This window comes from Methylobacterium sp. D48H, assembly GCF_053345715.1.
Genome location: NZ_JBKFAP010000006.1, coordinates 174,237 through 198,023, shown reverse-complemented (window position 1 = coordinate 198,023; position 23,787 = coordinate 174,237). Strand labels below are relative to the sequence as shown.

21 protein-coding genes are annotated in these 23,787 nt (G+C 74.1%); 10 read left to right on the top strand and 11 right to left on the bottom strand.

Features of this window, described 5'->3' with window-relative positions:
• Positions 1-26: 26 nt before the first annotated feature.
• Entirely contained in the window at positions 27-1,355 is a 1,329-nt protein-coding gene (locus ACLBX8_RS13945) for an Nramp family divalent metal transporter (protein ID WP_447699590.1), read from the bottom strand.
• A gap of 187 nt (positions 1,356-1,542) precedes the next feature.
• Here ACLBX8_RS13945 and mntR point away from each other — a divergent pair, with 187 nt between their 5' ends.
• Positions 1,543-2,004 (top strand): manganese-binding transcriptional regulator MntR, encoded by a 462-nt coding sequence (gene mntR, locus ACLBX8_RS13940; protein ID WP_020093314.1) that lies wholly within the window; start codon positions 1,543-1,545, stop codon positions 2,002-2,004.
• A 56-nt stretch (positions 2,005-2,060) separates the two neighbouring features.
• On the opposite strand, the gene ACLBX8_RS13935 is transcribed toward mntR, so the two are convergent.
• Positions 2,061-3,257, bottom strand: a complete 1,197-nt coding sequence (locus ACLBX8_RS13935) for a zinc-binding metallopeptidase family protein (RefSeq protein WP_026604947.1) — start codon at positions 3,255-3,257, stop codon at positions 2,061-2,063.
• A 197-nt stretch (positions 3,258-3,454) separates the two neighbouring features.
• On the opposite strand from ACLBX8_RS13935, the gene ACLBX8_RS13930 reads away from it, so the two are divergent.
• The 3 genes from ACLBX8_RS13930 (at position 3,455) to ACLBX8_RS13920 (ending at position 10,455) form a co-directional block, all read left to right on the top strand.
• Entirely contained in the window at positions 3,455-6,745 is a 3,291-nt protein-coding gene (locus ACLBX8_RS13930; RefSeq protein ID WP_447699589.1) for a transglutaminase family protein, read from the top strand.
• Between the two features lie 157 nt (positions 6,746-6,902).
• Positions 6,903-9,440 (top strand): circularly permuted type 2 ATP-grasp protein, encoded by a 2,538-nt coding sequence (locus ACLBX8_RS13925; RefSeq protein WP_447699588.1) that lies wholly within the window; start codon positions 6,903-6,905, stop codon positions 9,438-9,440.
• A gap of 115 nt (positions 9,441-9,555) precedes the next feature.
• A complete protein-coding gene (locus ACLBX8_RS13920; protein ID WP_447693350.1) occupies positions 9,556-10,455 on the top strand; it encodes a transglutaminase family protein in 900 nt (299 codons plus the stop codon).
• Between the two features lie 123 nt (positions 10,456-10,578).
• Here the strand turns inward: ACLBX8_RS13920 and ACLBX8_RS13915 are convergent, their stop codons facing one another.
• From ACLBX8_RS13915 to ACLBX8_RS13905, 3 genes are all read right to left on the bottom strand, one after another.
• Positions 10,579-11,190 (bottom strand): pyridoxamine 5'-phosphate oxidase family protein, encoded by a 612-nt coding sequence (locus tag ACLBX8_RS13915; protein WP_447715327.1) that lies wholly within the window; start codon positions 11,188-11,190, stop codon positions 10,579-10,581.
• 7 nt (positions 11,191-11,197) lie between these two features.
• Positions 11,198-12,901: a lysine--tRNA ligase gene (locus tag ACLBX8_RS13910; RefSeq protein WP_447715326.1), complete on the bottom strand. Its 1,704-nt coding sequence runs from the start codon at positions 12,899-12,901 to the stop codon at positions 11,198-11,200.
• A gap of 683 nt (positions 12,902-13,584) precedes the next feature.
• Positions 13,585-14,532, bottom strand: a complete 948-nt coding sequence (locus tag ACLBX8_RS13905) for a transporter substrate-binding domain-containing protein (RefSeq protein WP_447715325.1) — start codon at positions 14,530-14,532, stop codon at positions 13,585-13,587.
• Between the two features lie 45 nt (positions 14,533-14,577).
• Between ACLBX8_RS13905 and ACLBX8_RS13900 the strand changes: the two genes are divergently transcribed.
• The 6 genes from ACLBX8_RS13900 to ACLBX8_RS13875 all read left to right on the top strand — a co-directional run bounded on the left by ACLBX8_RS13900 (position 14,578) and on the right by ACLBX8_RS13875 (position 19,137).
• The gene (locus tag ACLBX8_RS13900) at positions 14,578-16,461 is read left to right on the top strand and encodes a glycosyltransferase family 2 protein (protein WP_447715324.1); all 1,884 of its coding nucleotides are present in this window, start codon (positions 14,578-14,580) and stop codon (positions 16,459-16,461) included.
• A 130-nt stretch (positions 16,462-16,591) separates the two neighbouring features.
• Entirely contained in the window at positions 16,592-16,837 is a 246-nt protein-coding gene (locus ACLBX8_RS13895; RefSeq protein ID WP_042672728.1) for a hypothetical protein, read from the top strand.
• Between the two features lie 103 nt (positions 16,838-16,940).
• The gene (locus ACLBX8_RS13890; protein ID WP_056523116.1) at positions 16,941-17,177 is read left to right on the top strand and encodes a hypothetical protein; all 237 of its coding nucleotides are present in this window, start codon (positions 16,941-16,943) and stop codon (positions 17,175-17,177) included.
• A 72-nt stretch (positions 17,178-17,249) separates the two neighbouring features.
• The gene (gene mazG / locus ACLBX8_RS13885; protein ID WP_447715323.1) at positions 17,250-18,167 is read left to right on the top strand and encodes a nucleoside triphosphate pyrophosphohydrolase; all 918 of its coding nucleotides are present in this window, start codon (positions 17,250-17,252) and stop codon (positions 18,165-18,167) included.
• 140 nt (positions 18,168-18,307) lie between these two features.
• Complete coding sequence (locus ACLBX8_RS13880) at positions 18,308-18,685, top strand: hypothetical protein (protein ID WP_091677477.1); 378 nt, start codon at positions 18,308-18,310, stop codon at positions 18,683-18,685.
• A 122-nt stretch (positions 18,686-18,807) separates the two neighbouring features.
• Positions 18,808-19,137 carry a hypothetical protein gene (locus ACLBX8_RS13875; RefSeq protein ID WP_447681767.1) on the top strand — a complete coding sequence of 110 codons (330 nt, stop codon included), beginning with the start codon at positions 18,808-18,810 and terminating at the stop codon, positions 19,135-19,137.
• A 69-nt stretch (positions 19,138-19,206) separates the two neighbouring features.
• Here ACLBX8_RS13875 and ACLBX8_RS13870 read toward each other — a convergent pair whose 3' ends face one another.
• The 6 genes from ACLBX8_RS13870 to pabB all read right to left on the bottom strand — a co-directional run bounded on the left by ACLBX8_RS13870 (position 19,207) and on the right by pabB (position 23,539).
• Positions 19,207-19,752: a YciE/YciF ferroxidase family protein gene (locus ACLBX8_RS13870; RefSeq protein WP_447681766.1), complete on the bottom strand. Its 546-nt coding sequence runs from the start codon at positions 19,750-19,752 to the stop codon at positions 19,207-19,209.
• 116 nt (positions 19,753-19,868) lie between these two features.
• Positions 19,869-20,051 (bottom strand): hypothetical protein, encoded by a 183-nt coding sequence (locus ACLBX8_RS13865; RefSeq protein ID WP_026604943.1) that lies wholly within the window; start codon positions 20,049-20,051, stop codon positions 19,869-19,871.
• 126 nt (positions 20,052-20,177) lie between these two features.
• Entirely contained in the window at positions 20,178-20,708 is a 531-nt protein-coding gene (locus ACLBX8_RS13860; RefSeq protein WP_447715322.1) for a DoxX family protein, read from the bottom strand.
• The gene (locus ACLBX8_RS13855) at positions 20,705-21,568 is read right to left on the bottom strand and encodes an aminotransferase class IV (RefSeq protein ID WP_447715321.1); all 864 of its coding nucleotides are present in this window, start codon (positions 21,566-21,568) and stop codon (positions 20,705-20,707) included. Before ACLBX8_RS13855 ends, ACLBX8_RS13860 begins: the two co-directional genes overlap by 4 nt.
• Positions 21,555-22,169: an anthranilate synthase component II gene (locus ACLBX8_RS13850; protein WP_042672743.1), complete on the bottom strand. Its 615-nt coding sequence runs from the start codon at positions 22,167-22,169 to the stop codon at positions 21,555-21,557. Before ACLBX8_RS13850 ends, ACLBX8_RS13855 begins: the two co-directional genes overlap by 14 nt.
• Positions 22,166-23,539 carry an aminodeoxychorismate synthase component I gene (pabB, locus tag ACLBX8_RS13845; protein WP_447699579.1) on the bottom strand — a complete coding sequence of 458 codons (1,374 nt, stop codon included), beginning with the start codon at positions 23,537-23,539 and terminating at the stop codon, positions 22,166-22,168. Before pabB ends, ACLBX8_RS13850 begins: the two co-directional genes overlap by 4 nt.
• Positions 23,540-23,787: the final 248 nt, after the last annotated feature.

Sequence of the window (23,787 nt, the reverse complement as noted above, 5' to 3'; positions counted from 1 at the left end):
CGTCGTCAGGGCTGCCGGCGGGGCTCTCACTCCAGCCCCGGCACCGGCACCCCGAAGGCGACCGCCAGCAGCACCATGTTGAGGGCCAGCACCAGGGCGGCCCCCGCCACGGCCGCGGCCTGGGTGATGGGCCCGTTGGCGAAGGGGCCCATCACGCTGCGGCGCCGGGTGAACACCACCAGGGCCACCATCGGCACCGGCAGGGCGAGCGACAGCACCACCTGCGACAGGACCAGCGCCTGCGTCGGGTCGACGCCGATCGCCACCACCGCGAAGGCCGGCAGCATGGTCACGAGCCGGCGGACGAGGAGCGGGATGCGCCAGCCGGTGAAGCCCTGCATCACCAATTGCCCGGCGAGCGTGCCCACCACCGAGGAGGAGATCCCGGAGGCGAGCAGCGACACCAGGAAGGCCGCCCCCGCGGCGGGCCCGAGGAGCGGCGTCAGGGTGCGGTAGGCCTCGCCGATCTCCGCCACCTCGCTGTGGCCGACGTGGAAGGCCGCCGCCGCCATGATCACCATCGCCATGTTGACGAGGCCCGCCAGCAGCAGCGCCACCACCACCTCGCGGTTCGAGTAGCGGACCAGCAGGCGCCGGTCGGCCTCGGTGCGGGGATTGCCCCGGCCCTGGGTCAGGCCCGAATGCAGGAACAGCGCGTGCGGCATCACGGTGGCGCCGATGATCCCGACCGCGATGGTGAGCGCCTGCGCGTCCGGGATCCGTGGGGTGACGAGGCCCTTGGCGGCCTCGCCCCAGGCCACGGGCGCGATCAGGAGCTCGACCGCGTAGCAGAGGCCGATCGTGCCGACCATCGCGCCGATGGCGATCTCCAGCGGCCGGAAGCCCTCGTGCTCCAGGAGCAGGATCGCGTAGGTGACCACCGCGGTGATCGCCATGCCGGCCATGAGCGGCATGCCGGTGAGCAGCGACAGGCCGATCGCGCCGCCGAGGAACTCCGCGAGGTCGGTCGCCATGGCGGCGACCTCGCTGATGCCCCACAGGGCGAGGCGCACCGGCCGCGTCGTCGCGTCCCGGCAGTGCTCGGCGAGGTTCTTGCCCGTCACGATGCCGAGCTTGGCCGACAGGGCCTGGAACAGCATCGCCGTCAGGTTGGCAAGCAGCACCACCCAGAGCAGGCCGTAGCCGTAGCGGGCGCCGGCCTGGATGTTGGTCGCGAAATTGCCGGGGTCCATGTAGGCGATCGACGCCGTCACGGCGGGGCCGGCGAACAGCAGGAACCGGGCCCGGCCGCCGGGACGGCCGTCGAGGACGTCGCGGATCGCGCCCTCGGTCCGCCGGCTCATCGCCCCGGGCGCGGCGCGCCCGGGGGCCGTCGCGGCGTTCGGCGCCACCATGCTCGAACCCTCTCCTCAAAGATATAGCGGAGGCTATATTCAGGGTTCGCGGCCAGGATTCAAGGGGTTGGATTCAAGGGGCCGGCAGCGGCCGCCGGTATCGGCCCCGCGGGACTCCCCTCAAGGTGGCGGTGTTTGCTAGACAGGGGTCGGGGCGGCCCGCGCGGACCGCGGTGGGGGAGAGCCGATGCAGGAACCGTCCGAGCCGGGCTCGCCCGAGACCGCGCTGGTCGATCCCGAGCGCCACGTGGAGAGCTTCCGCCAGGCCCGCGAGGCCCGGCGCTCGGAACTCGTGGAGGATTACGTCGAGCTGATCGACGACCTGATCGGCGACGGCGGCGAGGCGCGGCAGGTGGACATCGCGGCCCGGCTCGGCGTGGCGCAGCCGACCGTCGCCAAGATGCTGAAGCGCCTGTGCGAGGACGGGTTCGTCCAGCAGCGGCCCTATCGCGGCGTGTTCCTGACCGAGGCCGGCCGCCGGCTCGCCGCCCAGGCCCGGGAGCGCCACCGCATCGTCGAGCGCTTCCTGTGCGCGCTGGGCGTGAGCCCCGAGACCGCGCGGCGGGACGCCGAGGGGATCGAGCACCACGTCAGCGCCGAGACGCTCGCGGCGTTCCGCGCCTTCGCGGAGCGGCACGGGGGGGCGTGAGGCGCTCCTCCGACCGTCATCGCGTCGAGACGGCGTGTCTGCCGCGACCACCACCCTCACGCCGTCGGCGCCGCCACCTTCTGGCGCAGGCCCAGGATCACCGCGCGGAGCATCTCGGCGCCCGCCGCGCCGGCATCCGGCAGGGTGCCGGTGCGGGAGGCGTAGACCCGCTCGTGCACGAAGGCGAGCTTGGCGATCACCGCGGGTGTCAGCTTGAACGGGTAGAGCGCCGGCTGGCCCATGCTGTGGGACAGCGAGTTGATCGCGTAGGTGAGCGGCAGCCACGCGGCGATCAGCCGGTCGAGGTCGGCCGTGTTGTACGGGTCGAAGTCGATCACGGTCGGTGCCTGCGGCCCGGAAGGCCCCCGCTGGCGCAGGCGCGGGCGCACGTGCAGCTCGAAGGTCGAGGCGGTCTCCACCGTGTCGACGATGTGCAGGTAGTGCGCGAAGGTCTCGGCGAAATCCTCCCACGGATGGGCCGTGGCGTAGGCCGAGACGTAGGCCTCGTCCCAGTCGGCGGGGGCGCCCCTCGCGTAGTGGTCCTGCAGCGCCTGGACGTAGTCGCGGCGCTCATCGCCGAACAGCGCCCGGAAGGCGTCCCAGTCGGGGCTGTTCAGCACCAGCAGGTACCAGAAGTAATGCCCGATCTCGTGCCGGAAATGGCCGAGCAGCGTGCGGTAATGCTCTCCGAACAGGATCCGGCGGCGCTCCCGCTCGACGTCGTCGGCCTCGGCGATGTTCATGGTGATCAGGCCGTTGATGTGGCCCGTCAGCACCGGCGGCCCGCCGGAGACGCTCTCGGAAGGGTCGACCAGGAAGTCGAAGGCCAGCCCGTCCGTGTACTGGGCGCGGGTGGCGAGCGGCAGTTCCAGGCGCAGCAGCGAGTAGAACAGCCGGTGCTTGGCCGCCTCGATCTGGCGCCAGCGGGCGAGGTTCCAGGGCTGCGACAGGTCCGGCACCACGCGGTTGTGGCGGCAGGCGGTGCAGTAGATGTCGGGGCTGTCCTCCGGCACCAGCCAGTTGCAGGCCTGCGCGAGGGCGTTGTTGCACAGCCGGTAGCGCCGGCCGGGATCCGCGTAGGCGTGGAAGATCTGCGCGCCGCCCATCAGCGGGTGGGCCGAGAGCCCCTGCGGCTCCAGCGCCGAGACCTCGTGGACCGCGCAGGCGTAGCCCAGCGGCCGCGCGCAGCTCTCGCAGGCGGTCGCCTCGAAGGTGACCGGCTGGTCGCAGGCCTGGCACTGGAAGATCTTCATCGCGCGGTCCCGGGCCGGCGGCCGGCCCACCTGCCGGTCAAGCGGGGCCGGGCGGCAAAGTTCCTGCCAGCGCCCCGGACGGACGGGCGACGCACGGAAATTGCTTGTTGCGCGATCCGTGTCGCATAACCGTGCGGTGGGCGCCGGCGCCAGGGACCGGCAGCGCGACCGCGTTCGATCCTTCCGACGGAGCCATCGTGTCGATCAGAGCCGCCCTGCACCACGTCACGCATTACCGCTACGACCGGCCGATCAGCCTGGGGCCCCAGGTGATCCGCCTGCGCCCGGCCCCCCACGCCCGTACCAAGGTCCCGGCCTACGCGCTCACGGTGACGCCCGCCAACCACTTCCTGAACTGGCAGCAGGATCCGAGCGGCAACTGGCTCGCCCGCCTGGTCTTCCCCGAGAAGACCGACGAGCTGAGGATCGAGGTCGACCTCACGGCCGACATGGCGGTGATCAACCCGTTCGACTTCTTCGTGGAGGACTACGTCCAGGTCCGGCCCTTCGCGTACGACCCCGCCCTCGCCGGGGAGCTGGCCCCGTATCTCACGCCCGTCGACGCGGATTGTCCCGAGATGGAGGCGCTGCTGGCCCGTCTCCCGGAGGAGACCAGCACGGTCCAGTTCCTGGTGGCGCTGAACGGCCTGATCGCCCGGGAGACCGCCTACGGCGTCCGCATGGAGCCGGGCGTGCAGACCCCCGCCGAGACCCTGCGGCTGAAGAGCGGCTCCTGCCGCGACTCGGCGTGGCTGCTCGTGCAGGTGCTGCGCCGGATCGGCCTCGCCGCCCGGTTCGTCTCCGGCTACCTGATCCAGCTCGTGCCCGACACGACCGCGGTCGACGGGCCGACCGGCGCGTCGGCGGACTTCACCGACCTGCACGCCTGGGCCGAGGTCTACCTGCCGGGCGCCGGCTGGGTCGGCATGGACGCCACGTCGGGCCTGCTCACCGGCGAGGGCCACATCCCGCTCGCCGCGACGCCGCACTACCACTCCGCCGCGCCGATCTCGGGGGCGATGGAGCCGGCCGAGACCGAGTTCGACTTCGCGATGACGATCACCCGCGTCGCCGAGACGCCGCGGATCACCAAGCCGTTCTCGGAGGACGTCTGGGCCGCCATGGACGCGCTGGGCGAGCGGGTCGACGCCGACCTCGCCGCGCAGGACGTGCGGCTGACCATGGGCGGCGAGCCGACCTTCGTGTCGGTGGACGATTTCGAATCGCCCGAGTGGAACATCGCGGCCGTCGGCCCGACCAAGCGCGGGCTCGCCGACCAGCTGATCCGGCGCCTGCGCGACCGGTTCGGCCCGGGGGGGCTGCTCCATTACGGTCAGGGCAAGTGGTATCCCGGCGAGAGCCTGCCCCGCTGGGCCTTCGCGCTCTACTGGCGCAAGGACGGCAAGCCGATCTGGCGCGACCCGGACCTGATCGCGCCGGAGGTGGCCGCCGGGGAGGCGGGGCACGCCACCATCGCGCAGGCCGAGGCGCTCGCCGACGCGCTGGCCCGCCGCCTCGGCCTCGCCGACTACGTCTTCCCGGCCTTCGAGGACGGGGAGCTCTGGGAGCGGAAGACCGCGGAGCTGCCGGTCAACGTCACGCCGGGCGACGCCAAGTCGGGCTCGGTGGAGTTCGACGCCCGGATCAGGCGGGTCTACGCGCGGGGCCTCGGGGAGGCGGCGGGCTACGTCCTGCCGCTGGCGAGCCTGCCCACCGGCAAGGGCGGCGAGGCCGACCGCGTCTGGATCTCGGAGACGTGGGACTTCCGGCGCGGCGCCGCCTTCCTGGTCCCGGGCGACTCGCCCGTGGGCTTCCGCCTGCCGCTGTCGTCCCTGCCCTACGTGCCGCCGGAGCACTATCCCTATTACCAGCCGCAGGACCCGCTGGAGCCCCGCGCCGCCCTCCCCGACGGGCACCCCGAGGGCCATCCCGGCGCCGCTGTGGTCAACGGCGCCGGCATCACCGGCGTGGCGGTGCGCACGGCCCTGTCGTTCGAGCCCCGGGACGGGGTGGTGCGGGTGTTCATGCCGCCGGTGCAGCGCGCCGACGAGTATCTGGAGCTCGCCGGCCACCTGGAGGCGGCCGCCGCCGCGCTGAAGCTGCCGATCCACCTCGAGGGCTACGAGCCGCCCTACGACCCGCGGATCGGCGTCATCAAGGTGACGCCCGATCCCGGCGTGATCGAGGTGAACGTCCACCCGGCCGCCTCGTGGCGGGAGGCGGTCGCCATCACCACCGACCTCTACGCCGAGGCCCGCCAGACCCGGCTCGGCGCGGAGAAATTCATGACCGACGGGCGCCATACCGGCACCGGCGGCGGCAACCACGTGGTCATGGGCGGCGTCACGCCGGACGATTCCCCGTTCCTGCGCCGGCCGGACCTGCTCAAGAGCCTCGTGCTCTACTGGCAGCGCCACCCGTCGCTCTCGTACCTGTTCTCGGGCCTCTATATCGGGCCCACGAGCCAGGCGCCGCGCATGGACGAGGCCCGCCACGACGGGCTCTACGAGCTGGAGATCGCGCTCGCCCAGGTGCCGGCCCCGGACGCGCCCAACATCCCGCGCTGGCTCGTCGACCGGATCTTCCGCAACATCCTCGTCGACGTCACCGGCAACACCCACCGGGCCGAGATCTGCATCGACAAGCTCTACTCGCCGGACGGGCCGACCGGGCGCCTCGGCCTCCTGGAGTTCCGCGCCTTCGAGATGCCGCCGGACGCGCGGATGAGCCTCGCGCAGCAGCTCCTGCTCCGCGCCCTCGTGGCGTGGCTGTGGCGCGAGCCGCAGACCGGCGGCTGTGTCCGCTGGGGCACGAACCTCCACGATCGGTTCATGCTGCCGCATTTCCTCTGGTCCGACTTCCTCGCGGTGCTGGAGGATCTCCGGGCGGCGGGGTACGATTTCGATCCGGTCGCCTTCGAGGCGCAGGCCCTGTTCCGGTTCCCGGTCTTCGGCACGGTCGAGCAGGGCGGGGTCCGGATGGAACTCCGCCAGGCGCTGGAGCCCTGGCACGTGATGGGCGAGGAAGGGACCAGCGGGGGCACCGTGCGCTTCGTGGACAGCTCGGTCGAGCGGCTGCAGGTCAGGGTCGAGGGCTTCGTGCCCGAGCGGCACGTCATCGCCTGCAACGGCCGCCGCCTGCCCATGACCTCCACCGGCCGCGGCGGCGAGGCCGTGGCGGGCCTGCGCTTCAAGGCGTGGCAGCCGGCCTCCTCCCTGCACCCGACGATCCCCGCGCACTCGCCGCTGACCTTCGACATCCTCGACGCCTGGAGCGGGCGCTCCCTCGGCGGCTGCCGCTACCACGTCGCCCATCCGGGCGGGCGCAACTACGAGACCCACCCGGTCAATGCCTACGAGGCGGAGGGGCGGCGCCTCGCCCGGTTCCAGCCGAACGGCCACACGCCCGGCCGGCTGGAGATGCCCCGCCCGGAATCGAGCGCCGAGTTCCCGCTGACCCTCGACCTGCGGACGCCGGCCTCGCAATGACCCGCGATGTTCGGACATCCGGGGCGGACACCGGCGCGGGCGGCAGAGCGCGACGCGCCCCCGCTCCCGTGCGGGAGAGGGACCCGCGCTCCGCTCTGCGGCCGCGACGTCGTCCACGCTGCGTGGATCCGCGAGCCGCGATGACCCGGGATCCGTGATGGAGGCGGCGCTCGCGGGCAGCCGCGGCCGGGCCGAGCGGCCGGAGGGCGCGCGCGAGCGCGTCGCCCGCTGGAGCGCGGGCTACCGCCCCGCCCCCGGCCGGCCGGACGAGTTCCTGGGCCCCGACGGCGCGCCCCGCGGGGCGTGGCCGCGCCTGCTCGACCGTCTCGGCGGCCTCACCGAGCCGGAGATCATGGCCCGGTTCGTCGCGGCGGAGCGGCACATCCGGGACGCGGGCATCTCGTTCCGCATCGCCGGCGACCAGCGCGAGCACCCCTGGCCGCTGGGCTGCCTGCCCCTGGTGATCGAGGGGCCGGAATGGGCGGCGCTCAGCGCCGGCATCGTCCAGCGCGCGGAGCTGATGGAGGCGATCCTCACCGACGCCTACGGCGAGGGCCGGCTGGTCGCCGAGGGGCTCCTCCCCGCCGCGATCGTGGCCGGCACGCCCGAGTTCCTGCACCCGCTCCACGGGGTCGCGCCCCCCGGCGGCCACTACCTCAAGCTCTACGCGGCCGATCTCGGCCGGGGACCGGACGGGCGCTGGCAGGTGCTCGCCGACCGGACCCAGGCGCCCTCGGGCCTCGGCTGGGCGCTGGAGAACCGCATGGTCCTGGCCCGGACCTTCCCGGACTTCTTCCAGGACCTCCACGTCGAGCGCCTGCCGGCCTTCTTCCAGGCGTTCCGCGACGGGCTGGCGCTGGGGGCGGAGCGCGCCGACCCGCGGATCTGCCTGCTGACCTCCGGCCCCTACAGCAGCACCTACGTCGAGCAGGCGGCGCTCGCCCGCTACCTCGGCCTGATGCTGGTGGAGGGCGACGACCTCGTCATGCGCGACGGGCGCCTGCACGTGCGCACCGTCTCGGGCCTGAAGCGGGCCGACGCCCTGTGGCGGCGGATCGACGCCGACTTCCTCGACCCCCTGGAGCTGAACCCGGCCTCGCGCCTCGGCGTGCCCGGCATCCTCGACGCCCTGCGCAACGGCTCCCTGGTGATGGCCAACATGCCGGGCGCGGGGCTCGTCGAGTCGGCCGCCCTCGCCCCCTACCTCGACGGCATCGCCCGGCGCGTCCTCGGCGAGCCCCTGCGGCTCGGCCATCCGCGCACGTGGTGGTGCGGCGACCTCGAGGGCCTGGCGCACGCGCGGGCCAACCTCGACAGCCTGACCCTGCGCCCGGCCGCCACGCCCCAGCGCGGGGCGGGGCGCGACGCGATCCTGGCCGGCCCGGTCCTGGCAGCCGAGCGCGAGCGGGTCGTGGCGGCCCTGCGCGACCGGCCCTTCGACTACGTCGCCCAGGAGGCGGCGCCGCTCTCGACGATGCCGGGCTGGGAGCGCGGCCCGGACGGCCTGTTCCTGACGCCCCGCCCCTTCGTGGTCCGCGTCTTCGCCGCGCGGACGCCCCTCGGCTGGCAGGTCATGCCCGGCGGCTTCTGCCGGGTCTCGGAGCGCGAGGACGTCGACCCGATCGAGCTGCGGCTCGGCATCCGCTCCGCCGACGTCTGGGTCCTGTCCGAGGAGCCGGTCGCCGCGCCCCTGATCGGCACGCAGGCGGCGCCGCGGGTGCGGCGGGTCGGCGGGCACCTCCCCGCCCGGGCCGCCGACGGCCTGTTCTGGCTCGGCCGCTACCTGGAGCGCGGCGAGGCGGTGATCCGGCTGGTGCTCGCCCACCTGCGCAGCGTCGGCGACGCCGTCGGGACCGACATCTCGGGCGCCCTCGACACGCCGGCGGCCCTGGCGCTCCGGGCGCTGCTGCACGAGTGGGGCGCCATCGCGGCCGCCGACCTGCCGACCGCCCGCCTCGCCCAGGAGGCGCTGGCCGGGCGCGACCGGCCGGGCTCGGCCCGGTCCCACGTCATCGCGGCCCGCCGCAACGCCGCCGCGCTCCGCGCCCGCCTGTCGGGCGAGGCGTGGCGGGTGCTCGCCGACCTGAACGAGTTCCTGTCCCTCAACACCGAGCGGGCCTTCACCGAGTCGCAGCTCGCGGGCCGGGCCGAGCGGGCCCTGAGCCAGCTCGCGGCGCTCGCCGGCCTCACCCACGAGAACATGAGCCGCGCCGAGGGCTGGCACTTCATCGAGCTCGGGCGGCGGATCGAGCGGGCGATCAACACCGGCGCCTTCGCGCTGGCCTTCGCCAACGACGAGGCGACCCCCGGCTGCCTCGGGGTGATGCTGTCCCTGTGCGATTCGCAGATCAGCTACGGGCGGCGCTACCTGCAGGGGGCGGCCCTCGACCCCGTGCGCGACATGGTGCTGCTCGACCCCTACAACCCGCGCTCGATCGCCTTCCAGGCGGAGGCGATCACCCGGCACCTCGCCGACCTGCCGGCGCTCGCCGCGGACGGGATCCCCGAGCCCCATTGCCGCCTCGCGACGCGGATCCTGGCGGAGTTGCGCAGCGGCGAGGCCGCGGATTTCGACGCCGTGCGCCTGACCGCGCTCGCGACCGACCTCGAGCGCCTCGCCGACGGCATCGCGGCCCGCTACTTCCCCACCGGGCCGAACGCGCTGCGCCCCGAGAAGCTGACGGGGCTGGCTTGATGCTGTGTGTCCTTGACGCTGCCGCCTCAAGGACGATCCGCAGCACGGGCTGCGGCGCGCCTTCGCGCTTGCCGGCGACCGCAGGCGACGGACGTCGCGATGGGCGGTGGCCGGGATGATCTACACGCTGCGCCACCGCACCGCCTACCGCTACGGCCGGCCGGTGCACTTCGCCCGCTGCACCCTGCGGCTCAAGCCGCAGGATTGCGAGGGCCAGAGCGTGCTGGCGAGCGCCGTCACGATCGACCCGAGCCCCGCCCGCGCGGTGATGCGGCGCGACTATCTCGGGATCGACGCGGTGGCGATCACCCTGGAGACGCCCCACACCACCTTCAGCGTCGAGGCGCTCTCCACCGTGCGGGTCGAGCGCCCGGCCCCGCCGCCGCCCGAATCCGGGATGCCCTGGGAGCGGGTCCGCGACGCCGTTCTCGCCGGGCGCGACCTCGGCGGCCGGGCGCCGGTGCACTTCCTGTTCCCGAGCAGCCGGGTGCCGCTGCTGCCCGCGATCACCGACTACGCGCGGCCGAGCTTCGCCGCAGGCCGCAGCGCCTACGGGGCGGCCCACGACCTGATGCTGCGGATCGGCCGGGATTTCCGCTTCGATTCCAAGGCCACCACCGTCTCGACGCCGCTCGCCGACTCCTTCGCGCTCCGGGCCGGGGTCTGCCAGGACTTCGCCCACGTGATGATCGCGGCCCTGCGCGGCATGGGCCTGCCCGCGGCCTATGTCAGCGGCTACCTGCGCACGGTGCCGCCGCCCGGCCGGCCGCGCCTGCGCGGGGCGGATGCGAGCCACGCCTGGGTGGCGGTCTGGTGCGGCGCCGGCTGGCTCGGCCTCGACCCGACCAACGGCGTCGCGGTGCGGGACGACCACATCGTGGTGGCCCGCGGCCGCGATTACGGCGACGTGGCGCCGGTCGACGGCATCGTCAGCGGCTCGGGCAAGCAGCGCCTCAAGGTCGAGGTCGACGTCATCCCCGACACCGAGACGCGGGATCTCGCGCTGGTGGGATGAGGTGACGCTCCGGCATCGCGAGCGCAGCGAAGCGACCCAGGGCGGCGCGACATCCCCGAAGGTGGCGCGACACCGGATCGCTCCGCTCCGCCCGCAAGGACGGGGATGTCGCGGACGCCACCCTCACCACATCGACTTGGCCGCCCGCTCCGGCCATTCCGCGTCGTAGCGCTGGCCGCCGACCTCGCCCGCGGTCAGCGCCGCCAGGATCGCCCCCGGCGTCGGCAGGCTTCCCGGGTCGACGCGGGCTTCCGGATCCCACAGCCCGGCCCGGATGATCGCCCGGGCGCACTGGAAGTACACCTCCGCGACGGTGATCACGAGGGCGGTGCGCGGCGCGTGGCCGTCGACCCGGAACGAGGCGAGCAGGTCCGGGTCGGCCGAGATCACCGCCCGGCCGTTCACACGCAGCGTCGTGCCCGAGCCCGGGATCAGGAACAGCAGCGCCACCCGCGGGTCGCGCACGACGTTGCGGAGCGAGTCGATCCGGTTGTTGCCGCGCCGGTCCGGCAGGATCAGCGTGCGCGGGTCGGCGACCCGCACGAAGCCCGGCCGGTCCCCGCGCGGGCTGCAATCGAGCCCTTCCGGGCCGGCGGTCGCCAGCACCGCGAAGGGCGAGGCCGCGATCAGCGCCGCGTAGTCCGGCGTGATCGCGGCCGCCACCTTCACCGTGGAGGCGGGCGCCAGGGGCGCGCTGTAGATCGCCTCCAGCGCGGCGAGATCGTCGACGATCATCGCGCGCTCACGCGACCGGAGCCTTGCCGGCCGCGAAGGCTGCGTGCTCGGCCACCAGCGCCCCCGACAGCGCCGCGGCGATCAGGCCGCGGGTCTCGTCGACGCCGTAGAGCGCCACGAAGGAGCCGAACCGGGGTCCGCGCGCCTCGCCGAACAGCACGTTGTAGAGGCTCGTGAACCACGCCTGCGACACGCCGGGCCGGCCGTCCGGGCTCTTGGCCTTGCCGGACGTGTCGGGGAAGTGGCGCCGGCCGACCTCGTAGACCGCCGCCTGCAGGGCCTCGGGATCGGTGGAGCCGGCATGCTCGGCCAGCGTCTCCGACAGGTCCTCCAGGGCCGCCCGCTCCTCGGGCGTCGGCGCCCGGTAGGTCTTGGCCGGCCGCACGAAGTCCGAGAAGTACTTCAGGGCGTGCTTCACCAGCCGGTCGAGGCCCGGATGGGTCTCCGGCCCGGTCCGCGGCGCGTAGCGGCGGATGAAGCCCCACAGCACCGCCGGATCCTCGGTGTTGGCGACCGCCGCGAGGTTGAGCAGCATCGCGAGGGTCAGGCTCGCGCCCTCGACCTTCTCGGGCTCCGGCGGGTTGCCGGCGTGGAGGTGCCAGACCGGGTTGCCCAGCCGCAGCTTCGCGTCCTGGCCGGCGTAGCGGTCGAGGAAGCCGATATACTCGTCGACGTGCCGGGGGATCACGTCGAAGAACAGGCGCTTGGCCTCGCGCGGCTTGTTGTACATGAACAGGGCGAGCGATTCCGGCGTGCCGTAGGTGAGCCACGCGTCGATGGTCAGGCCGTTGCCCTTCGACTTCGAGATCTTCTGGCCCTTCTCGTCGAGGAACAGCTCGTAGTTGAAGCCCTCCGGCGGCTCGCCGCCGAGCGCCCGGGCGATCTTGGCCGAGAGCTTGACCGAGTCGATCAGGTCCTTGCCGGCCATCTCGTAATCGACGCCGAGCGCCACCCAGCGCATCGCCCAGTCGGGCTTCCACTGCAGCTTGGCGTGGCCGCCGGTCACCGGAGTCTCGTAGCGCTCGCCCGTGGCGGGATCGCGCCACACGATCGTGCCGCTCTCCGCCCTCACCTCGTCGATCGGCACCTGCATCACGTGGCCGGTGACCGGGTGGAGCGGCAGGAACGGCGAGTAGCTCGCCGAGCGCTCGGCCCGCAGCGACGGCAGCATGATCTCCATCACGGAATCGTAGCGCTCCAGCACGCGCAGCAGCGTCGCGTCGAACACGCCCGCGCGGTAGCACTCGGTCGCCGAGCGGAACTCGTAACTGAAGCCGAAGGCGTCGAGGAAGCGGCGCAGCTCGGCGTTGTTGTGCGCCCCGAAGCTGTCATGGGTGCCGAACGGGTCCGGCACGCGGGTGAGCGGCTGGTTGAGGTGCGCGGCCAGCATCTCCCGGTTCGGGACGTTGTCGGGAACCTTGCGCAGCCCGTCCATGTCGTCCGAGAAGGCGATCAGCCGGGTCGGCACCGCGTCGCGGGTGAGCACCCGGAAGGCGTGGCGCACCATGGAGGTGCGGGCGACCTCGCCGAACGTGCCGATATGCGGCAGGCCCGACGGGCCGTAGCCGGTCTCGAACAGCACCTCGGTCTTGCCGGATTTCTCCAGCCGCGCCACGAGCTTGCGCGCCTCCTCGAAGGGCCAGGCGGCGGCGTTGGCGGCGGCCTCGATCACGTCGGCGTCGAGGGTCAGGGCTGGGGGAGCGGCGGGCATGTCGTTGGAGACGATCTTCAGGGCTGAACGCGTTGGGGAGCGCGCACCCTAGAGCGGTTCGCATCGGAGCGGAACGCCCGGAGGTGCAATGCGGGGTTCCATCGCGGGCTCGCGCGTGAGGCCTGTGCGTGCGGCCTATGACAGCGTGGGCCGGTTTCGGCTTGGCAGACGCACGCCCGATCCGCTCGGCTTCCTGCGCGTGCCAGGCCGAGTCGCGAATCCCGGATCTCCGAATCTCGCCCTCATCCTGAGGTGCCGCAGCGCAGCGGAGGCCTCGAAGGAGCCCTCCAGTGACCGCTGCGCTGGCTGGAGCTCTCCTTCGAGGCCGCTGCGCGGCACCTCAGGATGAGGGCGAGGAGGGGAAGTCCCGCGTCGAACAGGCTCTCGGCGCCGAACCTTGGCCCAGATGGCGCGGATCTCCGCATCGGTGGCGCGATCGCCGCGCGCCTCGGCGGCCCCGGATTCGTCGAGTTCCGCCTCTTCCTCCGGGTTGAACCGGTAAACCGGGGCCTCGTCCCCCGCGAAGGCCAGCATGAGCCGGGCGCTCTCGTCCTGGAGGTCCGGGGACGGGTCGCGCCTTCGCCACCGCCTGCTCGAGCAGATCCGCCACGGTGCCGTCCGCGTGCCGTCCGACAACCGAAGCCCGGCAGCAGGATCCCCATTCCTGGTGGCGACGAAAGCCCTCAGAACGGGCTGACGGGGAAGAACCGCAGGTACAGCTCGGTGTACTTGCCGTCGTCCCAGACCCGCTGGAGCGCGTCGTCCAGCGCCCGGGAGAGGGCGGCGTCCTCCTGGCGGGTGATCAGGCCGATCCCCTCCCCGAAATAGCGGTTCTCGAGGTAGTCGCCGCCGGTGAGCGCGCAGCAACTCTCCGCGTCCTGGCCGCCGACGAACAGGGCGAGGTTGAGGCCGTCGGCGAACAGGTAGTCGATCTCGCCGCGCTTGAGCGCGCTCTCGGCCGCCGTGAGATCGGTGAAGTCCTTCGGTACGGCCTTCGGGAAGAACGCCTTGAGGTAGGCCGCGTGGGCGCTGCCGGCGATGACCCCGACGCTATGGCCGGCGAGCGCCGCCGCGGAGGGGACCGGCAGGCCCTTGTCGGTCCGGGCCGCGAAGCGCGCCGGCCAGCGGAAATACGGCCGCGTCGCCAGGAATCGCGACCGCAGGGACGCGGTCAGCGGGATGGCGGCCGCGACCACGTCGCCCTGCTTGCCGTCGAGGGCGTCGAGCAGGGTGTCGAAGCGGCGCGCCTGCACCGTGCAGGTGATCGTCAGCTTCTCGCAGACCGCCCGGGCGAGCTCGACCACGAAGCCCGTCGGGTTGCCGTCGGGGCCGGCGAAGTGCAGCGGCGGGAACTCGTCGTCCGTGAGGAAGCGGACCGCCCGGCCGGTCTGCGGCGCCTCCACACGCTCGCCCCGGCTGCGCGGGTTCCAGAAATCCGGGATCGTGACGGCGGGGGTGGCGGTGACGCCCGTGGCCGGCGCGGCCGGGGGCGCCGCGGCGGCGGCCGGCCCCGCGAGGAGCGCCGCGACCGCGGCCGCCGCGATCCGGGATGGGATGGCTGTCCTATCGCCTCTTGACGACGGGGACGGGGCGGTGCTCCTCTCGGAGCGCGGGGGCGGGGACTGGCTCACCCCCCTCCTCTACCACGTCCTCGGGCCGCCGGGGGAGCGCGCGGCGTGTCGTTCCAGCGCCCGCCCGCGGGGCCGGAGGGCCTGCCGCCGGAGATCGCCTTCCTGCTGGACGAGGGCGTCGACGCGCGGCTGCTGGCCCGGGCCGCCGCCGCGGCGACCGCGGCCGGGACCGACGCGGCGACCGCGCTGATGAATGCCGGCCTGATCGCGGAATCGGCCTACTACGCGGCCCTGGCCCGGGCGCTCGGCGCCCCCTACCTCGACGGCCCGATCCCGTTCGGCCTGGGCCTGCGCTTCCCCGACAGCCTCGTGGCCGGCCTCGCGCCGCTGGCGCCGGGCGCGGTGGCGCCCTGGGTCCTGGCGCCCCGCGGGCGGGCGATCGCGGACCTCCTCGACGCCGCCGGCCGCGCCGCTGGCCACGCCGCCGTGCCGGCGATCACCAGCCCCACCCGCCTGCGCGAGGCCGTGTTCGCGTCCGTGCCCGGGCAGGTGGCGGATCACGCGGCGCACGACCTGCGGCGGCACGGCCCCGAGTGGGCGGCCGCCCCCGAGCCGGCCTTCCGCTGGCTGCTGGTCCTCGCCCTCGGCGGGACCGCCGCGCTCTGCCTGTGCGCGGCGCTGCCGGCCCCGCTGGCGCGCGCGGTGATGACGGCCGGGCAGGTCCTGTTCCTGGCCATGGCGACCCTGCGGATCGCGGCCCTCGCCATCGCGGCTCCGGTCGCCGCGGAGGCGGTGGTGCCCCTCGCCGAGGCCGACCTGCCGGTCTACACGATCCTCGTCCCCCTCCACCGCGAGGCGGCGGTGGTGCCGGACCTGCTCAGGGCGCTCTCCGCCCTCGACTATCCGGCCGCCAAGCTCGACATCAAGCTGCTGCTCGAGGCGGACGACGCGGAGACCGCCGCGGCTCTCCCCCGCGACACCCTCCCGGCCCGGTTCGAGGTGATCACGGTGCCGCCGGGCAGCCCGCGCACCAAGCCGCGGGCGCTCAACGCCGCGCTGCCGCTGGCCCGCGGCACCCTGATCACGGTCTACGACGCCGAGGACGTGCCCGATCCCGGGCAACTGCGGCTGGCGGCCGCCCTGTTCGCGCGCCTACCCGCGCGGACCGCCTGCCTCCAGGGGCGGCTCGTGATCGACAATGCCGGCGATTCGCGCCTCGCCCGTGCCTTCGCCCTCGAATATGCCGGGCTGTTCGACGTGCTGAACCCGGCCTTCGCCCGCTGCGGCCTGCCGGTCCCGCTGGGCGGCACCTCGATGCACCTGCGCACCGACGTGGTGCGGGCGCTGCACGGCTGGGACGCCCACAACGTCACCGAGGACGCGGATCTCGGCCTGCGCCTCGCGCTGGCGGGCTACACCGTCGGCGACCTTCCCAGCCCCACCTTCGAGGAGGCGCCGGCCCGCCTCGGGCCCTGGCTCGGCCAGCGCACCCGCTGGCTGAAGGGCCTGGTCCAGACGAGCCTCACCCACGGGCGGCACCCGCTGGCCAACGCCCGCAGGCTCGGCGGCCTGGAGACGCTCTGCGCCGCCGCCCTGGTCCCCGGGACGGTGGTCTCGGCGCTCGCCTACCCGGCCTGCCTCGCCGCGGCGGCGTGGTCCTTCCTGGTCCGGGACATCCCGGTTGCCCCCGTCTTCCTGGACAACCTCTCCACGGGGCTCGCCATCACGCTGTTCGGGACGGGGCTCGCCGCCCTGGTCCTGCCCGCCCTCGTCGGCTGCGCCCGGCGCGGCTGGGGGGACCTCGCCCGGTCGGTCCCGTGGATGCCGGTCTACTTCCTGCTGGTCAGCCTCGCCGCGTGGCTGGCGCTGATCGAGCTGGTCCGGGCGCCGCTGCGCTGGAACAAGACCCGGCACGGTCTCGCGCGGACCTCCCGCAGCGGCCGCCGGCGGCGGGCGTACCCTGCGACAGCCTGCGACACCGGGACGTGACCGGACGGCGGCGGATGCGCGTCGGCTTGATCTGGATCAGTCGCGGGCCCGCGCCGGGCCGCTAGCTTGGCCAGCCGGCTCCCGCCCGCGCCGCGGGCGGCCGGTGATTCGCCTCGCGTGGGTCCAAGCGATGCCGGCCTATCACCTCCGACGCACCCTCGAGCACGCGGACGGCCGCTGCGGCCTCGCCTTCGCCAGCGACCGCCTGGAGGCGGACGACGCGGAGGCGGCGATCCGCCGCGCCCGCGACCTGTGCCGGACCGCCGCCAACATGCTCCTGACCGGGGCGGTGCTGACCGATTCCCTCGGCCGGATCCTGTGGTCGTTCACCCTGGCGCTGGCCCGGGAGCCGCTCTGCGTCCGGCCGACGAGCTGAGGGCCACGCAGATTGGCGCGCCGTGCAACGCCCGCGGCCCGCGCGCCGTTGTCCCGCACGGGCGCGGCCCGGAGAGGCCGAGAGCGCTGCCGGGAGAGCTGCCATGAGCACGATCGCGATCCTGATCGGCACGAAGGCGGGGGCGCGCCTCCTGGCCGCCGCCTCCGAGCGGGAGGCGGCCCTCTCGGCCGAGGCCTTCCTGCTGCGCCTGCCCGTCCGCGCCCTCCCGGCGCCGCTCTGGGTGCAGTGCGCCGACCCGGCGGTCAGCGGCCGCCTCACCGGCTACCTGAACGGCCTGCAGGCCGAGCAGGTGCGCGAGCGCGACCCGAGCCGGGTCTGAGGCCCTGCGCTGAGGACCGGCGATCCGCGAGACGCATTTCCCTGCGCCGCGCCATGCTCTAACCCCGTCCGCATGAGCGAGACACGCGACGCGGACCGGTCCGGGGCGAAGGCGGGGCGGGACGCCGATCCCGCCACGGAGGCGCCCCTGGGCCGGCTCCTGCGCCTGATGGCGACCCTGCGCGATCCCGTCGCCGGCTGCCCCTGGGACGTGGCGCAGAGCTTCGCCACCATCGTGCCCTACACGATCGAGGAGGCCTACGAGGTCGCCGACGCGGTGGCGCGGGGCGACCTCCGCGACCTGCGCGACGAGCTCGGCGACCTGCTGCTCCAGGTGGTGTTCCACGCCCGCATGGCCGAGGAGCGGGGCGCCTTCGCGTTCGACGACGTGGCCCGCGCCATCGGCGACAAGCTGATCCGGCGCCATCCCCACGTCTTCACCCCGGACGGCGCGCCCCTGCCCGCCGGCTCGCCCCTGCGCGACCCCGCGGCGGTCGAGGCCCAGTGGGCGGCGATCAAGGCGCAGGAGCGGGCGGCCCGGCAGGCGGAGCGGCGGGACGCGGGGCTCGCGCCGGACCCGGCGCCCGACCCCCTCGGCGGCGTCGCGCGGGCGCTGCCGGCCCTCGCCCGGGCGGAGAAGATCTCCCGGCGGGCGGCCGCCTACGGCTTCGACTGGGACGACGCCGCCCAGGTCGTCGACAAGGTCCGCGAGGAGACCGACGAGGTCGCCGAGGCCCTGGCGGCGGGCGACCCGGAGGCCCTGTCCGAGGAGATCGGCGACCTCCTGTTCTCGGTGGCGAACCTCGCGCGGCACGCCGGGATCGACCCGGAGACGGCCCTGCGCGACGGCACCGCCAAGTTCGAGCGCCGCTTCGCCGCCATGGCGCGCCATCTCGCGGCGTCCGGGGGCGCCCTCGGCCGCTCCGACCTCGCCGCCATGGAGGCGGCGTGGCAGGCGGCCAAGCGCGACGAGGCGGCGGGACAGGCGTAGCGGCGCTGTCAGGCCGCCCCGCCCCGCCCTGCCCGCTCGCTCGCGGCCCGAGATGCCGGCTCGTCGCGGCGGATCCGTCGGGCTCCGAAACGGTGATCCGACGCGTTGGCGTTCCGGCGGGCGGGCGTTAAACCCGTGCCATGTTCGACGACGCGGCCGCTCGGCGCTACCTCGCGGGACTGGCCCCCGTGGCGGCGGGGTCGGTGCGCTGGCTCATCTACGATCACAACCGGCAATGGGTCTCGGTCGTGGACGGCGATCTCGTGTCCCTGCGGCAGGATTGCCTGCACGTCCTCGACGTCTCCGCGGAGGCGGACGCCACCGCGTCCCTCGTCGACGCGATCCGCGAGTTCCTCGCCGAAGGGACGGAGCGCACCCCGCAGATCGTCGCCCTCTCGTGCGCCGTGCTGATGCAGAGCGTCGGGGATCTCGACGCGGTCTTCGATCGGATCCGGTCCGGCGTCATGGCAACCCTCGTCTACGCCGAGGACGTCGTGGTCAGGCCCGTCGCCGGGTAGCGCGGATCGGCCCTCGCCCGGACGCGCCGCCCGACCGGGCTGGCTGCCTTCGCGGCGATCCTCCGCGGCTCCCCCGCGCGGCGAGGGCTCGACACGTCGCGGCGCGCGGATATGTTCCGCGCATGCGCTTCGCCCTGCCCGCCCTCGCCGTCCTCGCCGTCACCGCCGCCCTGTCCCGGCCGGCCGCGGCCGAGACCATCCTCCAGGAGCGGTTCGGGTGCCACACCCAGGAGGTCACGGACCGCCTGTTCAAGCTGGTCATGGCGGGCGACGAGTCCGGGTTCGGCCAGCTGCTGCAGGGCAGCCTCGCCAGCGGCGAGTGCCGGTCGTTCAAGCCCGGCGAGGAGGTACGGCTCGAGTCCCGGACGATGAGCTACGGCTGCCTCGCCCTGAAGGACACCCAGGATCGCTGCTACTGGACGCCGCTGAGCGCCATCGAGAAGGCGAACTGACGCCGCCGGCCCGGGCCGCGGCGAACCGGCGCCCGGGGGCGCCGGCCCGCCCGCGCGGCCGGAACGCGGTCAGGCGGCCTTCCTGCCCCTGCCCTTCGACGCCTCCGCGTCCGGCTCCGCTCCGCCGGGCTCGCCCGCGGCGTTGATCGACTCCGCGATCTTCGAGAGCAGCGCGTCGGTCCGCTTCTCCTCCTGCAGGGTCTCGTCCAAGAGCTCGGCGGCGTCCGCGTAGCCGAGCTGGGCCGCCCAGGTCTTCAGGGTGCCGTAGCGGGCGATCTCGTAATGCTCCACCGCCTGGGCGCAGGCGGCCAGCACCGCGTCGGCGGCCGGGCTGTCGGCGAAGTCGTCGAGATCCTCCTCCATCTCCGAGACGATGCCCTGCATCGCCTCGCAGGTCTTGGCCCGGGCCGGCTTCCCGATGATCTCGAAGACCTGCGTCAGGCGCTCCACCTGCTGGGCGCTCTCCTCGGCATGGGTCTCGAAGGCCTGGCGCAGCTCGTCGTGCTCCGCCGCCTTGGCGGATTTCTTGAGGGCTTTCACCGACTGCTTCTCGGCGTAGTAGACGTCCTTCAGGGTCTCGTAGAAGGCGTCCTGCAGCGTCTTCTGCTTGGCCATTCGGTCTGTCTCCGCTGGGGTCCGCGCGCCGGGTTCGGCGGCGTCCTCCGGGGAACTCCGGTCCGGCCGGCCGTATCCGGGCGATATCTTCGCCCTGTGGAGGAACCTTTCGGGGCTCAGCCGCCCGCCCCGTCCGGGCGCGGCTTCCGGCTGCCCCGCGGCGCGCCGCCCGGCTTCGGGCGCAGGCGGTCGAGGACCGTTTCCAGGGCGCGCTCCACCGCGTCGCGGTCCGGCACGGTCTCCGGCACCGCGTCCGGCGGAGGCGGGGGCGATCGGCCCGGGTCGCGGCGCTTCGGCATGTCGTCCGCCCGTATCGCCGCCGGGCCGACCGGTCTTCCGGCCCGCGCGGCGGCTTCCGGCCGGTCGATCGGCCAGGATCCTGGGATCAAAGCCTGCCGGGATCCGGGGATCCCGGGATCCTGTGATCAAGGTTCGCGGATGGTTGCCGGCGCGTCGGGAGCCGGACCTTTCGGCGGCCGTGCCGGATCACCGGAGATCCCGGTCGCGGCCTCGGCGGATCTGCGGCGGCCGCCGAACGGCCAGTCGATCAGGCCGCCGGCCCAGAGCGCCGCCCAGACGAAGACCGGCTGAAACGCGAGCCGCGGCCCGTGGTACCACCAGGAATCCGGGATGCCCTCGACGTGGACGTGCTCGAACGCGTGCTTGAGGTTCGCCGGGTAGACGCAGACCGCGTAGAGGGCGAGGCCGAGCGCGGCCGCCCGGCGGACCCGCCCGGTGAGGAGGCCGACCGCGCCGGCGATCTCGCACAGGCCGGTCGCCAGGATGACGAGCCGCGGCTGCGGCACCCAGTCGGGCATGAGCGGCAGCATCGCGTCGGTCGCCACGAGGTGGACCACGCCGATGAACCCGTAGATCGCCGCGAGCGCGTAGCGCAGCCGGCGCCGCCAAGTCTCGATTGACCCCTCGATTGCCCCCTCGATCGCTCCCTCGGTCACGCGACCGCGTCCTCCGTGACGCCGCAGGCCTGCGCCACGCGGGCGCGCAGGGCCGCCACGAGGCGGGTCACCGCCGGATGGCCGGCGCCCGGGCCGGCGCTCGGGAAGGCCGTGTCGCCGACGGCCGTCACGGGGGCCAGGAGCCGCAGGGAGTTGGTCAGGAACACGGCCTCCGCGCCGAGGAGATCGGGCAGGCCGAGCGACCGTTCCTCGGCCCGCAGCCCGCATCCGGCGGCGAGACCCAGCACCTCCGCCCGCACGATGCCGGCGAGCACGCCGTCCCCGAGCGGGGGCGTCACCAGATTGGCGCCGAACAGGGCGAAGAGATTGCCGGTGCCCGCGCAGGCGACGCGGCCCCGGGTGTTGCGGAACAGCGCCTCGTCGAACCCCGCGGCGGCGGCCTCGCGGGCGGCCAGCACCGCGTCGAGATAGCCCAGCGTCTTCAGGCGGGCGGCGGGGGAGGTGTCGTTGCGGGCGATGGCCGTCGGCCACAGGCGCAGGGGCGCGAAGGACGCGGCCCTGGCGCTCGCGGCCGCGGTGGCGAACAGGGTCGGGTTCGGCGCGTCCGGCGGCCTCAGGCCGCGCGGGCCGGAGCCGCGCGTCAGCGTGGTCCGGATCGCGAGCCGCTCCCCCTGCCCCGCGAGGTCCCGCATGGCCGCACGGATCCGCTCGGGTTCGGCCGGGATCCCCAGCGTCTCCGCGGAGGCCACGAGCCGGGCGATATGGGCGTCCTCGAAGGCGACGCGGCCGCCGAGCGCCAGTGCGGTGTCGAACAGGCCGTCGCCGAGCGTCAGGCCGCGGTCGGTGTGGTCGAGCGGAGCCGTGGTTCCGGGCAGAGGCGCCCCGTCACGCCACAGCATCGCGGCGCCCCTCCGGCCTCTCCCGCCACGCGCGGGCGAGATCTAGGAAATTGGCGAACAGGGCGTGGCCGCCCTCGGTCAGGACCGATTCCGGGTGGAACTGGATGCCGTAGGTCGGGTGAGTCCGGTGCGACAGCGCCATCACCTCCCCCTCCTGCGAGACCGCGTCGACCGAGAGGTGTCTTTCCATGTCGGGGCCGGGATTCACGACCAGCGAGTGGTAGCGCCCGACCGGCATCGGCGCCGGGATTCCGGAAAACAGGCGCTCGCCGGTATGGGCGATCGGCGTCATCTGCCCGTGGAGGGGGCGCTGTGCCCGCGCGACCGTGCCGCCGAAGGCCGCGCCGATCGCCTGATGGCCGAGGCAGACGCCGAGGATCGGCACCGCGCCCGACAGGTCGCGGATCGCCGGCAGGGAGATCCCGGCCTCCGCGGGGGTGCAGGGCCCGGGCGAGACCACCAGGGCCTCCGGCTCCAGCGCCCGGATGCCGGGGACGTCCAGCGCGTCGTTGCGCACGACCCGGACCGTCTCGCCGAGCTCCTCTAGGTAACGGACGACGTTGAAGACGAACGAGTCGTAATTGTCGAGGACGAGGATCATGCGAAGGCCTCGAACACGCGGGCGGCCTTGGCCAGGGTCTCGTCGTATTCCGGGCCGGGCTCCGACAGCAGCGTCACCCCGCCCCCGGCCTGCAGGACCGCCTGCCGGTCGTCCATGAACACGGTGCGGATCGCGATCGACGTGTCGAGCGCCCCGTCGAAGCCGATCCGGCCGATGGCGCCGCAGTAGAGTTCCCGCGCGTCGCCCTCGATCTCCGTGATGATGTCCATGGCGCGGATCTTCGGCGCGCCCGTGATCGAGCCGCCCGGGAAGGTCCCTTCCAGGAGGTCGAGGGCGTCGAGCCCGTCGCGGAGGTCGCCGGTCACCACCGACACCAGATGGTGGACGTTGGCGTAGGTCTCCAGGCCGCACAGGGTCGGCACGGCGACGCTGCCCGGCGCGCAGACCCGCGACAGGTCGTTGCGCAGCAGGTCGACGATCATGACGTTCTCAGCCCGCTCCTTGACGCTGGCCTGGAGCGCCTCGGCCGCCGCCCGGTCGGCCGCCGGGTCGTCGAGGCGGCGGGCGGTGCCCTTGATCGGGCGCGTCTCCACGTGCCGCCCGTCGAGGCGGATGAACCGCTCCGGCGAGGACGAGGCGACGGTCAGGCCCTCCTGTTCCAGGTAGGCCCCGAAGGTCGCCGGGTTGGTCTCGCGCAGCCGCCGGTAGAGGGCGAACGGGTCGAAGCCGGCCGGCAGGTCGGCGACGAAGCGCTGGGCGATGTTAGCCTGGTAGATGTCGCCGGCCCGGATATAGGCGCGGACCTTTTCGACTGCTTCTTCATAGCTTTGGCGGTCGAAGTTCGAGCGCCACGCGAGCGGCTGGGCCGGCCGGGCGGGGGCCGGGACCGGCGGCTCCGCGCCGCCGAGCAGGTCGGCGAAGCGGGCGAGCCGCGCCTCCGCGCGGGCCCGCCGCGCGTCCGGCGCGGTCTCGGGGAAACCCGTGGCGACGAGCCGGCCCGTGCCGGCGGCGTGGTCGACGACCAGCGCGGTGTCGTAGAGGTTCAGCGCGATGTCGTCGGTGAGCCCCGCCCGCCGGGCGGGCGGCGCCACCCGCTCCAGCGCCGCGCCGAGATCGTAGGCGAGGTACCCGATCGCCCCGCCGGGGAACGGCTCCGGCCCGGCCTCGAGCCGGTAGGGTTCGAGGCAGGCCCGGAGCGCGGCCATCGGGCCGCCCGCCACCGGCCTCCCGTCGAGGGTCGCGCGCCCGTCGCGGTAGCGGAACCGCGCGAACGGGTCGGCGGCCACGATCGAGTGCCGCCCCAGCGGGTCGTGCCGCATGGCGCTGTCGAGGAAGGCGAGCCCCGGCAGGGCGCGCAGCCGGGCCGCCGCCGCGACGGGATCGATGAAGGGGATCTCTCGGGTCCACATGACCGGGTTCGGGGCCGTTATCCTCGGGCTGTGCGTCATCCGCTGCCGTCGCACAGGCGATGCCGCGGGGGAAGCGGCAGTTCCACGCAGGCCCCGCCGCCGCGCGCGGGCGGGCCGTGTCCGGGGCGCAGGGCCGCGCCGCCCAGGCCTGATGTGGGGTCTGAGGAGCCTGCCGCAAAGCTCTGCCGTTACGATAGGATCCGCGCCCGGGCTCAGGCTCGCGCGCAGGGCCGGGCACCTCTGCGGCG

Excerpts from the sequence above, each read along its gene's own strand:
- ACLBX8_RS13925 (WP_447699588.1), top strand. The coding sequence starts at position 6,903 with ATGGAGGCGGCGCTCGCGGGCAGCCGCGGCCGGGCCGAGCGGCCGGAG.
- mntR (WP_020093314.1), top strand. The coding sequence starts at position 1,543 with ATGCAGGAACCGTCCGAGCCGGGCTCGCCCGAGACCGCGCTGGTCGAT.
- ACLBX8_RS13910 (WP_447715326.1), bottom strand. The coding sequence starts at position 12,901 with ATGCCCGCCGCTCCCCCAGCCCTGACCCTCGACGCCGACGTGATCGAG.
- ACLBX8_RS13945 (WP_447699590.1), bottom strand. The coding sequence starts at position 1,355 with ATGGTGGCGCCGAACGCCGCGACGGCCCCCGGGCGCGCCGCGCCCGGG.
- ACLBX8_RS13865 (WP_026604943.1), bottom strand. The coding sequence starts at position 20,051 with ATGCCGAAGCGCCGCGACCCGGGCCGATCGCCCCCGCCTCCGCCGGAC.
- ACLBX8_RS13915 (WP_447715327.1), bottom strand. The coding sequence starts at position 11,190 with ATGATCGTCGACGATCTCGCCGCGCTGGAGGCGATCTACAGCGCGCCC.
- ACLBX8_RS13920 (WP_447693350.1), top strand. The coding sequence starts at position 9,556 with ATGATCTACACGCTGCGCCACCGCACCGCCTACCGCTACGGCCGGCCG.
- ACLBX8_RS13935 (WP_026604947.1), bottom strand. The coding sequence starts at position 3,257 with ATGAAGATCTTCCAGTGCCAGGCCTGCGACCAGCCGGTCACCTTCGAG.
- ACLBX8_RS13870 (WP_447681766.1), bottom strand. The coding sequence starts at position 19,752 with ATGGCCAAGCAGAAGACGCTGCAGGACGCCTTCTACGAGACCCTGAAG.
- ACLBX8_RS13890 (WP_056523116.1), top strand. The coding sequence starts at position 16,941 with ATGAGCACGATCGCGATCCTGATCGGCACGAAGGCGGGGGCGCGCCTC.
- ACLBX8_RS13850 (WP_042672743.1), bottom strand. The coding sequence starts at position 22,169 with ATGATCCTCGTCCTCGACAATTACGACTCGTTCGTCTTCAACGTCGTC.
- ACLBX8_RS13880 (WP_091677477.1), top strand. The coding sequence starts at position 18,308 with ATGTTCGACGACGCGGCCGCTCGGCGCTACCTCGCGGGACTGGCCCCC.
- pabB (WP_447699579.1), bottom strand. The coding sequence starts at position 23,539 with ATGTGGACCCGAGAGATCCCCTTCATCGATCCCGTCGCGGCGGCGGCC.
- ACLBX8_RS13895 (WP_042672728.1), top strand. The coding sequence starts at position 16,592 with ATGCCGGCCTATCACCTCCGACGCACCCTCGAGCACGCGGACGGCCGC.
- ACLBX8_RS13875 (WP_447681767.1), top strand. The coding sequence starts at position 18,808 with ATGCGCTTCGCCCTGCCCGCCCTCGCCGTCCTCGCCGTCACCGCCGCC.
- mazG (WP_447715323.1), top strand. The coding sequence starts at position 17,250 with ATGAGCGAGACACGCGACGCGGACCGGTCCGGGGCGAAGGCGGGGCGG.
- ACLBX8_RS13855 (WP_447715321.1), bottom strand. The coding sequence starts at position 21,568 with ATGCTGTGGCGTGACGGGGCGCCTCTGCCCGGAACCACGGCTCCGCTC.